Raw genomic sequence first — 13,084 nt, forward strand, 5'->3', positions numbered from 1 at the left:
ATACCCAGGGGCCGAAGCGGTGCATGCGTGTGCGATGACGGAGGTCCTTGCCTTCGGCAAAGGAGAGGCTCCAACCGGGCCACAACCAAAGCATGCCTCTCGCCGACGGGCGGCGAAACAGCTGCCGAACAGAGATACCGAGAGCCGCACCGATCATGAGCGTTACCGGCCAGCGAAAGTAGAGGACGGAGAGGAAAACGCTCGCCGTACCCAGGGTGAGCGCCAGAAAAATCGCGAACCTCGGTAGCGGCACGACGAGCCGGCATGGCTTCATCGGGCCGCCATCCATATATCATTCACATCCGCTTGAAGAGCAGCGTGCCGTTGGTGCCGCCGAAGCCGAAGGAATTGGACAGCGCCGCACGGATGCGGGTGGGACGGGCGACGTTTGGGCAGTAGTCCAGGTCGCACCCCTCGCCGGGCTCTTCGAGATTGATCGTGGGCGGCACGACCTGGTGATGCAGCGCGAGCACGGTAAACACGGCCTCGACCCCACCGGCTGCGCCCAGCAGATGCCCGGTCATCGACTTGGTCGAGCTCACCACCAGCTGCCGTGCATGCTCGCCGAATGTTCGCTTCACCGCCACCGTCTCGGCCACGTCGCCCAGCGGCGTGGAGGTGCCGTGGGCATTGATGTAGTCGATCTCGTCGGGTGCCATGCGCGCGTCTTTGAGGGCGTTGCGCATGCAGCGCATGGCCCCATCGCCATCCTCGCACGGCGCCGTCATGTGGAAGGCATCGGCGCTCATGCCATAGCCCCCCACCTCGGCGTAGATGCGTGCACCGCGGGCCTTGGCGTGCTCGTATTCCTCGAGCACCAGGACCCCGGCCCCCTCGCCGAGCACGAACCCGTCGCGGTCTTTGTCCCAGGGGCGGCTCGCACGTTCGGGCTCTTCGTTGCGCGTGGACAGCGCCTTCGCCGAAGCGAACCCGCCGATCGCCAGCGGCGTTACCGTCGATTCGGCTCCGCCGGCGATCATCACGTCGACGTCGCCGTATTGAATCATGCGCGCCGCCTCGCCGATGCAGTGCGTAGCGGTACTGCAGGCGGTCACCATCGCCAGACACGGCCCCTTGATGCCGAAGTGAATCGACAGATGTCCGGCGATCATGTTGATGATGGTGGCAGGAATGAAGAAGGGGGAGATCCGACGCGGACCGGTTTTGAGGAATTCGCCATGCGTCTCTTCGATCATCGGCAGACCGCCGATGCCGGAGCCGATGTTGATACCTACGCGCTCGGCATTCTCTTCGGTGATTTCGAGCCCCGAATCACGCATGGCCTGGATGCCGGCCGCCATCCCGTAGTGGATGAAGACGTCCATACGGCGCGCCTCTTTCTTCGGGATATAGGCCTCCACGTCGAATCCCTTGACCTCGCCGGCGATGCGCACCGGAAAACCGGAGGCGTCGAAACGACTGATGGGAACGATGCCGGAGCGCCCGGCAACGACGTTGGCCCAAGCTTCTTCGACGGTATTACCCACCGGGGAGACGATACCCATCCCGGTGACGACGACTCTGCGACGGGTCAAGGTTGGCTCCGTAGTCGAAAAAGGGGATTATTTCTTGGCGTGGTTGGTGATGTAGTCGATGGCCTGCTGCACCGTGGTGATCTTTTCGGCGTCTTCGTCCGGAATCTCGCATTCGAACTCTTCTTCCAACGCCATCACCAGTTCGACGGTGTCAAGTGAATCTGCGCCGAGATCCTCGACGAAGGAGGATTCATTCTTGATTTCGGCTTCATTGACGCCCAACTGCTCGGCGACGATTTTCTTGACACGCTGCTCGATGTTTTCCATTTCAGGAAACTCCTTGAACGGGATGTGGAAAAAACGGGATTATTCTACCAAAGTTGGGAAGTTTGCAATGGTTCGTTACACGTCAGGCCGCCAAGTACATGCCGCCATTGACGTGCAGTGTGACGCCGGTGACGTAAGAAGCCGCCGGCGAGGCGAGAAAGAGCACTGCCGCGGCCACTTCTTCCGGCGAACCGAACCGACCCAGGGCGATGCGACCGGCCAGGGCATCGCGGGACTCGTCGCCGAGCGCCCGGGTCATGTCGGTGTCGATGAAACCGGGGGCGATACAATTTACCGTGATGCCACGGCTACCCAGTTCGAGCGCGAGCGAGCGGCTCATGCCGGCCACGCCCGCTTTCGCCGCGGCGTAATTGGCCTGACCGGGGTTGCCCGAATGCGCCACCACGGAGGTGAGGTTGACGATGCGGCCGTAGCGCGCCTTCATCATCCCCTTGAGCACGAGCTTGCATAGGCGGAAAGTCGCCTTGAGATTGGTGTCGAGCACGGCGTCCCATTCCTCGTCCTTCATGCGCAGAGCGAGATTGTCGCGGGTGATGCCGGCGTTGTTCACCAACACGGCGATGGGGCCGTGGCGCTGTTCGACGGCACCGATGAAGGCCGTGGCCGCAGCCGCGTCGGTGACGTCGAGCCGCATCCCCTCGCCGGCGATACCCTCGGCGCGCAGCGCTTCGGCGATGGCGGCAGCCCCCTCGTCGGTGGTCGCCGTACCGATCACCTTGGCCCCCGCTTGCCCCAGGGCGAGTGCGGTGGCTCGGCCGATGCCGCGGGAGGCTCCCGTGACGACGGCCGTCTGGCCGTCGAGGCGAAACTGGATCATGTCTTCCCCTCTTCCTTGTCAGCCCTTGATGTCGAGCGCCTCGAGCGCCGCATGCAGGCTCGCCGCGTCGGCGAGCGCCCCACCCTCGAGGTCCTTGACGATGCGCTTGGTGAGCGCGGCGAGCACCTTGCCGGGCCCGCATTCATGGACGTGTGTGATGCCGCGATGCGCCGCCTCTTCGATCGTCTCGATCCAGCGCACGGGGCGCCAGGCCTGCTCGACGAGGGCACGGCGTATCTCCTCCGGGTCGCGGTGTTCGGCGACATCGACGTTGTGCAGCACGGGAATACGCGGCGGGCGCGGCACGATGGCGGCGAGACGCTCGGCAAGCCGCTCGGCGGCCGGTTTCATCAACTCGCAGTGAAAAGGAGCGCTCACCGGCAGCGGCACGGCGCGCTTGGCTCCGGCTTCTTTGGCGAGCGCCGCGGCGCGTTCGACCGCCTCCTTGTGCCCGGCGATGACGATCTGCCCCGGAGCATTGAGATTGGCTGGGGCGACGATGCCCCCCGTCTCGGCAGCGGCCTGGCGACAGACGGATTCCAGCGCCGCCACGTCGAGCCCCATCACCGCAGCCATGGCGCCGACGCCGGCCGGAACCGCTTCCTGCATCGCCTGGGCGCGCAATCGCACCAGGGGCAGCGCGTCGGCGAACGACAGACTTTCGGCGGCCACCAATGCCGTATATTCTCCCAGGCTGTGCCCCGCCAGGAGCGCCGGTTCGGGGCCACCCAGGGCGCGCCAGGCGCGCCACACGGCCACGCCCGCCGTGAGCATCAGCGGCTGGGTATTGACCGTGAGGGCGAGCCGTTCGGCCGGGCCGGACTGAACCATCTCCCACAGATCCTCGCCGAGGATGTCGCTCGCCTCGGCGAAGGTCTCACGGATGGTCGGCAGCCCCTCATAAGGAGCCATCATGCCGACGGACTGCGACCCCTGACCGGGAAACACGAACATGAAACGCATGATCCTCCGTCTCCTCAATAGCGCAGCAGCGCCGCACCCCAGGTGAAACCGCCGCCGATGCCCTCGAGCAAAAGCGTCTGCCCTGGACGAACCTTGCCCTCGGCGATGCCGACGTCGAGCGCCAACGGAATGGAAGCCGCCGAAGTGTTGCCATGCCGATCAACGGTGCTGATGACCCGCTCGGGTGGCAGCCCCAGGCGCTTGGCCGTGGCTTGCAGGATGCGGACGTTGGCCTGGTGAGGGATCAGCCAGTCGAGCGATTCGACCGGCAGTTTGGCCAGATCGAGCACTTCGTGCGCCACTTCGGCGAGCACCTGGACGGCGAATTTGAACACCGCCTGCCCTTCCATGCGCACGAAGGGATCTCCTTGTACTTTACCCGCGCCCACCTGCCCCGGCACCCACAACTCGGCGTGATGTCGCCCGTCGGCGTGCAGTCGTGTGGCGAGGATGCCCGGCAGTTCATCGGCTTCGAGCACGATGGCGCCGGCCCCGTCGCCGAAAAGCACACAGGTGGAGCGATCGTTCCAGTCGAGGATGCGAGAGAAGACTTCGGCGCCGACCACCAGCGCGCGGCGTGCCTCCCCCAGGCGCAGGAACTTGTCGGCAAGCGCCAGCGCATAGACGAAACCGCTGCACACCGCCTGGACGTCGAACGCAGGCGCCCGATTGGTCATGCCCAGCTTGGCCTGCAGGAGAGTGGCCGTACTGGGGAAAACGTAATCCGGCGTGGAAGTGGCGAGCACGAGGAGATCGATGTCGTCGGGCCGACAATCGGCCCGCTCCAGGGCATGCCGTGCGGCGATGAGGGCGAGGTCGCTCGCCATCTCCCCTTCGGCGGCGAAATGTCGTGCGGCGATGCCGGTGCGGGTGCGAATCCATTCATCCGACGTTTCAATGCCGCGCGCGACCAGATCGTCGTTGGTGATGGGCACACCGGGCAGATGGCTGCCGGTGCCGATGATGCGGGAAAATCTCATGACAATGCCACCTCGGTGACGGGCGAGGCGGCCCGCGGCCACGCTCCTGCCATTTTTCGTTCGATGCGTTCGACCAGGCGATGCGCCGCCGCTTCGGCCGCCCGATCCAGGGCCTGACCGAAGGCATAGGCATCGGCCCCGCCGTGGCTCTTCACCACGACTCCGCGCAACCCCACCAGCACCGCGCCGTTGTAGCGGCGCGGATCGACGCGATTTTTGAATCGTTTGAGCACCGGATAGGCCGCCAGCCCCATGAGGCGGGTGAGCAGACTGCGGTTGAATTCCTCGCGGAGGATGAGCGCGAGCATCTGCGCGAGACCCTCGGTCGTCTTGAGAGCGACGTTGCCGACGAACCCGTCGCACACGACGACGTCGGCTTGGCCGGAGTAGATGTCCTCGACGTTGCCGACGAAATTGAGGTCGGTGGCACGCAGCAGCGCCGCGGCTTCCCGCACCACCTGATTGCCTTTGATGTCTTCGGCGCCGATGTTGAGCAACCCCACCCGGGGAAGCTCCACCTGCTCGACGGCGGACACGAGCAACGACCCCATGATGCCGAATTGACGCAAGTGCTCGGCGGTGCAATCGACGTTGGCCCCGAGATCGAGCACCCAGACGCGACTACCTCGCGCCGGCAACACCGTGGCAATGGCTGGGCGATCGATACCGGGCAGCGTCTTCAACACGAAGCGTGCGATCGACATCAAGGCACCGGTATTCCCCGCGGAGACCGCCGCCTGCGCCCGGCCCGCCTTGATCTGCTCGATCGCCACGCGCAAGGAAGAATCCTTCTTGTTGCGCATGGCGGACGTGGGCGCCTCGTCCATCTCGACGACCTGGGAAGCCGGCACGAGCTCGATTCGCTCCCCGAATCGACGACGAAGGCGCCCCACCTCTGCCTCGAGCACGGATGGCTGCCCCACTGCAAGCACGGAAACATCCGAACGCCGGCGCAGGAAAGACTCGATCGCCGGCAAGGTGACTTGCGGTCCGTGATCCCCGCCCATGCAATCCACGGCAAGCACGAACGGCTTTGCGCGCTCAGAAGCTGTCATGATCAGTCACGATAAACGGGCAAGCGCGCACCGAGAGGCGGCACGAAGCGCGCGAGCTCATCGATCGCAAGAGAATGGGATCATTCGCCGCCGACGTCGATCACTTTACGGCCGCGGTAAAAGCCGCCCGGAGTGACGTGATGACGCAGATGCACTTCCCCCGTGGTGGGATCGACGGCGATCGGCGGGTTCTTCAACGCCTGGTGCGCGCGGTGCATCCCACGCTTCGAAGGGGACTTCTTGTTCTGCTGAACGGCCATGACCGGATACTCCTCTAGTTCGAACAGGCCGGACGATGCCGGCCCAAAAAGTTCAGGATTGTCTCACGAGCGCTTCAGTTGCGCCAAGACCGCAAAAGGAGAAAGCGCTTCACCCGCCTCCCATGGCCCTGGGGGTTCACAGGCTTCATGCCGCGCGAACACCGGCAACTCGAGCAAAATCTCGTCTTCCACCAGCCCTGCCACGTCGAGCGCCCCTGCGAAGTGGATCGCGTCACAGGATTCATCCTCGAGTTCCTCCTCGGGGATGTCCTCGTCGGCACGATAGAGCGACAAACGCCGCGCCACGGCAAAAGCCCAATCCAACGGCCCCAGGCAACGCTCGCAGCGCAAAACGGCTACACCTTGAGCGGACACATCGAGCGCAGCGCGACCATCTTCGAGACACGCCCCCGAGACGCGCCAGCGCACCGCCCCCAATTCGAGCACGGAAGCGGATAGGCGCGACAACTCGCCGGATCCGAACTCGCCGCAGAGCGAATCGGCATCCCGTGCGAACACCAGCGGATCGGGCAGGGTCACGTTTTGCGACATAAGTTCTCAATGATAAGATTTCCTGAAATTTTTGTCAAAAAATTCCTCTCCATGACGCGTCTCATCCTCGCTTCCACCTCGCCCTACCGCCGCCAGCTCCTCGAACGGTTCGGCCTGCCCTTCACTGCCCTCGCACCCCAAGTCGATGAAACGCCGCTGCCCGGCGAACCCCCGGCACGGACGGCCCGGCGACTGGCCGAAGCCAAGGCCCGAGCGGTCGCGGCGACGCTCGACGAAGCCTGCCACGTCATCGGCAGCGACCAGGTCGCCCATCTCGGCGACGAGCGTTTCGGCAAACCGGGGAGCGTGGAGCGTGCCGTTGCGCAACTGCAGCGCATGCGCGGCCGGACGGTCGAATTTTCCACCGCCGTGTGCGTGCTCGACGAGCAAGGTCGCGCCCAGACCGAACTCGTGCCCACCCGGGTGCGCTTTCGCGCCGACCTCACCGACGCGGAACTCGTGCGCTACGTCGAGCGCGAACGGCCGCTCGACTGCGCCGGCAGCGCCAAGGCCGAGGGGCTCGGCATCGCCCTGCTCGAGGTGATCGAATCGAGCGACCCCACCGCCCTCATCGGCCTGCCGCTCATCGCCACGGCGCGGATGCTGCGCCGACTCGGCTGGACGCTGCCGTGACCCCCGGGCGATTGCTGCTCATCCCCACGCCGCTGGGCGATGAAGGGCCGCCGCTGCTGCCGCCGGAACATCTACGCGAAGTGCAGCGCCTGCGCCGTTTCGTCGTCGAAAACGAGAAACCGGCCCGCGCCGCCCTCAAACGCCTAGGACATCCAGGGCCAATTGCCGAATTACTGCTGCAGCGCATCCCCGACGCGCCGACGCCGGCCGCCCTGGACGTACTGCTCGCGCCTTGCCTCGAGGGCGAAGATCTCGGCCTGATGTCCGATGCCGGCTGCCCCGGGGTGGCCGACCCCGGAGCGGCGCTGGTCGCCCGGGCGCACGGGCGCGGCATTGCCGTGGTGCCGCTCGTCGGTCCCTCGGCCCTCCTGCTCGCGCTCATGGGCAGCGGCCTCGAGGGCCAGCGTTTCACCTTTCACGGTTACCTGCCGATCCCGGCGCCGGAGCGCGCCACCGCGATCGCCGCGCTGGAAGCGGCCTCACGCGCCCACCAGCAAAGCCAATTCTTCATCGAAACGCCGTACCGTAACGATCGCATGCTCGAAACCCTGGTGCGGGTGCTGGCGCCGACGACGCTGCTGTGCGTGGCCTGCCATCTCACTCAACCGGATCAATGGATCCGCACCGCCCCCGTCGCACGCTGGCGCGCCGACCCCTTACCGACGCTCGGCAAGCGCCCGACCGTCTTCGGCTTTCTCGCCCAGCACTAGCGGCGCGAGCGCGCCCGCACAATCCACCACCGACAACGGTCGCAGGGCCGTGAGCGCCTCGCGCGGATGCGCCCCGTAGGCCACGCCGATACCGGCCGTCCCCGCCGCCTGGGCCATGAGCAGATCGTGCGTCGTATCGCCGATCATCACCGCCCGCTCCGGCGGAACCGCGAACTCTGCCAGCAGCTCGTGCAGCATCTGCGGATGCGGCTTGGAATGGCACTCATCGGCGGTGCGCGAGGCCATCACGTAGCGGCGCAAGCCCGAATGATCGAGCGCACGCTCCAGCCCCAGCCGGCTCTTTCCGGTGGCCACCGCCACGTAGCGCCCGGCCGCCGCGAGCCGCGCAAGCAGCTCCTCGACACCGGGAAAGAGCTCGAGCTCGCCGTCGTGCGACAAGTAATGGTGGCGGTAGCGCGCCGCCATCTCCGGGTAGCGCTGCGCCGGCAACTCGGGCAGTGCCAGACGCAAGGCATCGGTCAAGCCCAGGCCGATCACCTGCCGCGCCCGCTGCGCCGGCGGAGGCGGCACGCCCAGATCCTCGGCGGCACGCTGCATCGCCCGCACGATGGCTGCCGTCGAATCCATCAGCGTTCCATCCCAATCGAATACCACCAGATCGAATGCGCTCACCCCTCCTCCCCCGGGCCCAGATCAGCCAAAAATTCCCGCAATTCCGGCGGCAATGGCGCCTCCAGGTCGAGGCGCACCCCCGAGCGCGGATGCATGAAAGAAAGAAAAGCCGCATGCAGGAACATGCGATCGAATCCCGATCGCGCCAGCGCCTTGTTGGCGGCGAAACGACCGTACTTCTCGTCTCCCACCAAGGGATGCCCCAGATGCGCCATATGCACGCGAATCTGATGCGTGCGCCCGGTCTTCAGTTCCACTTCCACCAAGGTATAACCCGCCTGCGGCCAGCGCCGCAGGCGCCGCACGATGCTGTGCGCGACCTTCCCCTCGGAGCTGACGCGCACGCGCCGCTCCCCTTCCGGCGTGAGGTACTTGAAGAGCGGCGCGCGCACGTGCTGCACGTGCTGCTCGACGAGGCCGTGGACCAAGGCGAGATAGCGCTTGCGCACCTGCCCGGCGCGCAAGGCATCCTGCAGCGCCTTCAGGGCCGAGCGGCGCTTCGCCACCATCAGCAGACCGGAAGTTTCGCGATCGAGCCGATGCACCAGCTCGAGCAGCGGTGCCGCCGGACGCTCGGCGCGCAAGCGTTCGATCACCCCGAACGACACGCCCGAGCCGCCATGCACCGCCAAGCCGGCCGGCTTGTCGAGGACGAGCAAGTCTTCATCCTCATGGATCACTGGCAGCGGCGGCCCGGCGGGAATCGCCGGACGCACGGGTGCCTCGGCCACGCGCACCGGCGGCACCCGCACCCTCTGTCCCTGCTCGAGGCGTGTCTGCGCCTGCGCCCGACGGCCGTCGACGCGCACCTCGCCGCTGCGGATGATGCGATAGACGTGACTCTTCGGCACCCCCTTGAGGTGGCGCAAGAGGTAATTGTCCAGGCGCTGCCCGGCGCCCGCCTCATCGACGCACCACTCCTGCGCCGCGGGAGAAATTTTGCGTTCCATCATCTTCCCGAATATACTATCGCTTCGATTCACGGTCGAGTCGTCGTGTAACGTCCACCCGGAGTGGACCGACTTCGAGCGGTCGAGCCCGTCGAGAAGACGTCGTGCTCCCGCCCGACCGGAATCGAAGGGCGCGCGAACGAACCTGCTGCCAGCAGCCGCAAGGCAAGTTGCCCGGAGCACAGATGCCAGACCATCTCGACGAGATGGGCAAACACCCGAGCGCCGGAGAACGTCTCCATACGGCTGTGCAGCGAATTGATCGCGATGTCCCGAAAGAACGCTTCGCGCCGGGAGCTCCAGTCTCATGCCCCTTGCCGAAGCCACCAGCGGAACACCAGGGTCGCCCGGCCACAGACTTTTTTCTCAACTTGAACGGCGTGGGCGGACACGAACAGGAATGCAGCAACGCCGCACCGACAGCGGAGCGGCACGAGACCGAAGAGACGATCGACGACATGGTGCCACCGAGATCCGGCCCCACGACCCCCGCAATGCACGGCGCAGCTCCTTGCTCCGTGAGGCCTGCCTGGCCGCCGCGGAACGGTGCTCCTGCGCACTGACGTCGAACCCTCGTCGGGCCACTGCCCGTTCGTGTCCGTCCCGAGCGCGGGAGTAAGGACACGATGAAACGCATGCTCTTCAATGCGACGCAGCCAGAAGAACTGCGCGTCGCCATCGTCGATGGTCAAAAGCTCATCGACTTCGACATCGAATCGGCAGCACACGAACAGCGCAAAGGCAACATCTACAAAGCGGTGATTACCCGTATCGAGCCCAGTCTCGAAGCGGTATTCGTCGACTACGGTGAAGACCGTCACGGTTTCCTTCCTTTCAAGGAAGTCGCCCGCACCTACTGGAAAAGTACCGAAGCCAACGGTCGCACCCGGGTACAAGACGCGCTCTCGGTGGGGCAAGAGCTCATCGTCCAGGTGGAAAAAGACGAACGCGGCAACAAAGGCGCGGCGCTCACCACCTACATTTCACTCGCTGGCCGCTATCTCGTGCTCATGCCCAACAACCCGCGCGGCGGTGGTGTGTCACGACGCATCGACGGCGAGGAGCGGGCCGAACTCAAGGCGCTGCTCGAGGAACTCGACGTCCCCGAAGGCATGAGCCTGATTGCGCGCACCGCCGCCATCGGTCGCACGCGCGACGAGCTGCAATGGGACCTCGACTATCTCCTCAAGCTATGGCGCGCGATCGAAGAAGCCGCCTCCTCCCAGTCCGGCCCCTTCCTCATCTACCAAGAAAGCGCCTTGGTGATCCGAGCGATCCGTGACTACTTCCAACCCGATATCGGCGAAATTCTCTGCGACACCGACGACATCTGCGAGCAGGCGCGCCAATTCATGGCCCACGTCATGCCCGACTTCGTGCCCCGCGTCAAGCGCTACCAGGACGACGTCCCGCTCTTCTCCCGTTTCCAGATCGAGCACCAGATCGAGACGGCCTTCTCGCGCCAGGTGAATCTGCCGAGCGGCGGAGCGATCGTCATCGATCACACCGAAGCGCTGGTGGCCATCGACGTCAATTCCGGCCGTGCCACCAAGGGAGCCGACATCGAAGAGACCGCACTCAAGACGAACCTGGAAGCCGCGGACGAAATCGCCCGCCAATTGCGCCTGCGCGACCTCGGCGGGCTCATCGTCATCGACTTCATCGACATGGATGCGGCCAAGAATCAACGTGAAGTGGAGAATCGCCTCAAGGATGCGATCAAACACGACCGCGCCCGCGTTCAGCTGGGCAAAATCAGCAAATTCGGACTGCTAGAGCTCTCACGCCAACGGTTGCGCCCGGCACTCGCCGAGACGAGCTACATCCCCTGCCCGCGCTGCACCGGCACCGGTCACATTCGCAGCACCGAGTCGGCGGCGCTACACATCCTGCGCCTGATCGAAGAAGAAGCGATCAAGGAAAACACCGCAGCCGTCTATACGCAAGTGCCCGTCGATGTCGCCACCTTCCTGCTCAACGAAAAACGCGTCGACATCGCCCGCATCGAGGCACGCCACAAGGTGCGCATCGTCGTCATCCCCAACCGGCACATGGAAACCCCCGTCCACGAAGTGGTGCGTCTGCGTCACGATCAACTCGATGCGCACGACGTCGCCCTGGTGAGCTACGAGCTCGCCACGCCGCCCGCGCCCGAACCCAATCGCCTCGTCGATCTCTCGGACAAGCCTGCCCGGCGGCAGGTCGCTGCCGTCAAGGGAATCACCCCCGAGACACCGCCGCCCTCTGCGAGCAGCCCGCCCCCTTCCGTGCCCCCCACCCCCGAGACTCCAGAGGTGAAAGCCGCACCGGCCCCTCTGGTGCAGCGTCTCAAATCCTGGCTCCGCAGTCTCATGGGGCCTGGCGGCAACGAGCCGCCCAAAGCCGAAGAACCCGCTACGCCGCCGGCCGAGCCCGAGGCGTCCGAATCGGCCCGCCGCCCCGAGGGCCGTCGCCAGCCGAGAACCCGAAGCAGCGACAACGGACACCGTGGCGACCGTCCCTCACGTGAATCGAGCCGGCGCCGCGCAGAATCTTCGGAGCGACCCGGCGCACGTCCAGCCTCCTCAGCGCCCCAAAGCGCTACCGTCTCGGACAAGAGCTCAACGCAGCCTCGCACCGCAACGTCACCGAGCTCCTCCGGCAGCATCGAGGCGCCCCCCACCACCCTGGCCACGGTACACGAAGCTGCCGAATCCCTCGAAGGCGCCCCACCCACGACCGAGAGCACCTCGGAGGCCACCGTCAAGCGCCGGCGTCGTTCGCGCTCGCGCCGCAAGGTCATGGGAGAAACCGCCGAGGCGATCGAAGCCGCCGAGACCGAAGAAACGGGGCAAAACGAAGCCGACCTTGCTGCCAGCGACGAATCCGCTCGGACCGATGAGATCGCCCCGGCACGCAAAGCCGCAACGAAGCGCGCCGATGCCACCGAGGAAGCGCTGCCCACCGAGCCCGCCGCTTCCGAGCAAAAGGCAGGTGATCTGCCCGCCATCGTGCCGCCACGACTCCCCGAACCGACGATCGAATCGCGGCGTTCGGACGCGGATCTCGAAGCCGCAACCCCACACGCCACCGTGACGCCTCGCGCGGATGCCCCAACGACCGAATGGCAGGCCGATTCCCAGGCGCTTCGGCACCCGCGCGACGAAAGCGAACCAACAACCCGAGATGCCGAAGCACTCGCACCGCTGCCGCTCGCCGGCCCCGCGCTCGAAGCGATGCAGCCCCCCGCCAGCCACGCCACGAAAAGGGAACACCCCGAGCCGACCGAGCAAACGCCGGCCACTCGCCCGACACTCCAGGAAGCCCCGGCAGCCCCCGAGGGTGGAGAAGCGGCTCCTCCCACGTCATCGAGCGAACCTCGTGCGCCGAGCACTTCGACGCACCGCGAATCTGCCATGGCAAGCAGGCAGGCCGCCCCTCCTCCCGCACCTGCACCGGAAATGACTTCAGAATCCCTGCGCGAGATCCTCGCCGCCGCCGGCCTGCAGTGGGTAGAGACCGATCCGGCCAAGCTCGCCGAGCTCGAGCCCACCGAAGTGATCGTACGGCTCGGCCGCCCCGTGGTGCGCCCGCCCAAGGTCGAGGAAGGCCCGCTCGTTCAGGTGGAGACCAAGCGATCCTCTATCGAATCGACCCCTGCCGTCGCCGACGAGCAGCCTCCCGCCGCCTGAAAAAGGGCGCGGCAAACGCCGCGCCCTGCGCCTTTCC

The 13,084-nt window shown here is 65.9% G+C and carries 13 protein-coding genes; 3 read left to right on the forward strand and 10 right to left on the reverse strand.

Annotation, left to right across the window (positions count from 1 at the left end):
• Positions 1 to 296: 296 nt before the first annotated feature.
• From fabF to GV368_RS07205, 8 genes are all read right to left on the reverse strand, one after another.
• Entirely contained in the window at positions 297 to 1,535 is a 1,239-nt protein-coding gene (gene fabF / locus GV368_RS07170; protein ID WP_142805093.1) for a beta-ketoacyl-ACP synthase II, read from the reverse strand.
• Between the two features lie 27 nt (positions 1,536 to 1,562).
• Entirely contained in the window at positions 1,563 to 1,802 is a 240-nt protein-coding gene (gene acpP / locus GV368_RS07175; protein WP_142805092.1) for an acyl carrier protein, read from the reverse strand.
• Positions 1,803 to 1,884: 82 nt separating this feature from the next.
• Positions 1,885 to 2,637 carry a 3-oxoacyl-ACP reductase FabG gene (gene fabG, locus GV368_RS07180; protein ID WP_169116086.1) on the reverse strand — a complete coding sequence of 251 codons (753 nt, stop codon included), beginning with the start codon at positions 2,635 to 2,637 and terminating at the stop codon, positions 1,885 to 1,887.
• A 21-nt stretch (positions 2,638 to 2,658) separates the two neighbouring features.
• Positions 2,659 to 3,603 carry an ACP S-malonyltransferase gene (fabD, locus tag GV368_RS07185; RefSeq protein ID WP_169116040.1) on the reverse strand — a complete coding sequence of 315 codons (945 nt, stop codon included), beginning with the start codon at positions 3,601 to 3,603 and terminating at the stop codon, positions 2,659 to 2,661.
• A 14-nt stretch (positions 3,604 to 3,617) separates the two neighbouring features.
• Positions 3,618 to 4,583: a beta-ketoacyl-ACP synthase III gene (locus GV368_RS07190; RefSeq protein ID WP_169116041.1), complete on the reverse strand. Its 966-nt coding sequence runs from the start codon at positions 4,581 to 4,583 to the stop codon at positions 3,618 to 3,620.
• Positions 4,580 to 5,638 carry a phosphate acyltransferase PlsX gene (gene plsX / locus GV368_RS07195; RefSeq protein WP_169116042.1) on the reverse strand — a complete coding sequence of 353 codons (1,059 nt, stop codon included), beginning with the start codon at positions 5,636 to 5,638 and terminating at the stop codon, positions 4,580 to 4,582. Before plsX ends, GV368_RS07190 begins: the two co-directional genes overlap by 4 nt.
• An 80-nt stretch (positions 5,639 to 5,718) precedes the next feature.
• A complete protein-coding gene (rpmF, locus tag GV368_RS07200; RefSeq protein WP_142805088.1) occupies positions 5,719 to 5,898 on the reverse strand; it encodes a 50S ribosomal protein L32 in 180 nt (59 codons plus the stop codon).
• Between the two features lie 63 nt (positions 5,899 to 5,961).
• Positions 5,962 to 6,450 (reverse strand): YceD family protein, encoded by a 489-nt coding sequence (locus tag GV368_RS07205; RefSeq protein WP_142811724.1) that lies wholly within the window; start codon positions 6,448 to 6,450, stop codon positions 5,962 to 5,964.
• A gap of 51 nt (positions 6,451 to 6,501) precedes the next feature.
• On the opposite strand from GV368_RS07205, the gene GV368_RS07210 reads away from it, so the two are divergent.
• Entirely contained in the window at positions 6,502 to 7,083 is a 582-nt protein-coding gene (locus tag GV368_RS07210) for a Maf family nucleotide pyrophosphatase (RefSeq protein WP_142811722.1), read from the forward strand.
• Positions 7,080 to 7,793, forward strand: a complete 714-nt coding sequence (locus GV368_RS07215; protein ID WP_178086751.1) for an SAM-dependent methyltransferase — start codon at positions 7,080 to 7,082, stop codon at positions 7,791 to 7,793. The genes GV368_RS07210 and GV368_RS07215 overlap by 4 nt, the downstream gene beginning before the upstream one ends.
• Here GV368_RS07215 and GV368_RS07220 read toward each other — a convergent pair.
• Positions 7,740 to 8,426 carry an HAD family hydrolase gene (locus GV368_RS07220; protein ID WP_328514242.1) on the reverse strand — a complete coding sequence of 229 codons (687 nt, stop codon included), beginning with the start codon at positions 8,424 to 8,426 and terminating at the stop codon, positions 7,740 to 7,742. The genes GV368_RS07215 and GV368_RS07220 overlap by 54 nt on opposite strands.
• On the reverse strand, positions 8,423 to 9,379 hold the full coding sequence (locus GV368_RS07225) for an RluA family pseudouridine synthase (protein ID WP_206673329.1): 957 nt from the start codon (positions 9,377 to 9,379) through the stop codon (positions 8,423 to 8,425). The genes GV368_RS07220 and GV368_RS07225 overlap by 4 nt, the downstream gene beginning before the upstream one ends.
• Positions 9,380 to 10,002: 623 nt before the next feature.
• Between GV368_RS07225 and GV368_RS07230 the strand changes: the two genes are divergently transcribed.
• Entirely contained in the window at positions 10,003 to 13,047 is a 3,045-nt protein-coding gene (locus GV368_RS07230) for an Rne/Rng family ribonuclease (RefSeq protein ID WP_169116043.1), read from the forward strand.
• Positions 13,048 to 13,084 lie beyond the last annotated feature (37 nt).

The organism is Tepidiphilus baoligensis, assembly GCF_012911495.1.
GTDB lineage: Bacteria > Pseudomonadota > Gammaproteobacteria > Burkholderiales > Rhodocyclaceae > Tepidiphilus > Tepidiphilus olei.

Coding starts and splice junctions, on each gene's coding strand:
- acpP (WP_142805092.1), bottom strand. CDS start 1,802: ATGGAAAACATCGAGCAGCGTGTCAAGAAAATCGTCGCCGAGCAGTTG.
- fabD (WP_169116040.1), bottom strand. CDS start 3,603: ATGCGTTTCATGTTCGTGTTTCCCGGTCAGGGGTCGCAGTCCGTCGGC.
- GV368_RS07190 (WP_169116041.1), bottom strand. CDS start 4,583: ATGAGATTTTCCCGCATCATCGGCACCGGCAGCCATCTGCCCGGTGTG.
- plsX (WP_169116042.1), bottom strand. CDS start 5,638: ATGACAGCTTCTGAGCGCGCAAAGCCGTTCGTGCTTGCCGTGGATTGC.
- rpmF (WP_142805088.1), bottom strand. CDS start 5,898: ATGGCCGTTCAGCAGAACAAGAAGTCCCCTTCGAAGCGTGGGATGCAC.
- GV368_RS07205 (WP_142811724.1), bottom strand. CDS start 6,450: ATGTCGCAAAACGTGACCCTGCCCGATCCGCTGGTGTTCGCACGGGAT.
- GV368_RS07210 (WP_142811722.1), top strand. CDS start 6,502: ATGACGCGTCTCATCCTCGCTTCCACCTCGCCCTACCGCCGCCAGCTC.
- GV368_RS07225 (WP_206673329.1), bottom strand. CDS start 9,379: ATGATGGAACGCAAAATTTCTCCCGCGGCGCAGGAGTGGTGCGTCGAT.
- GV368_RS07230 (WP_169116043.1), top strand. CDS start 10,003: ATGAAACGCATGCTCTTCAATGCGACGCAGCCAGAAGAACTGCGCGTC.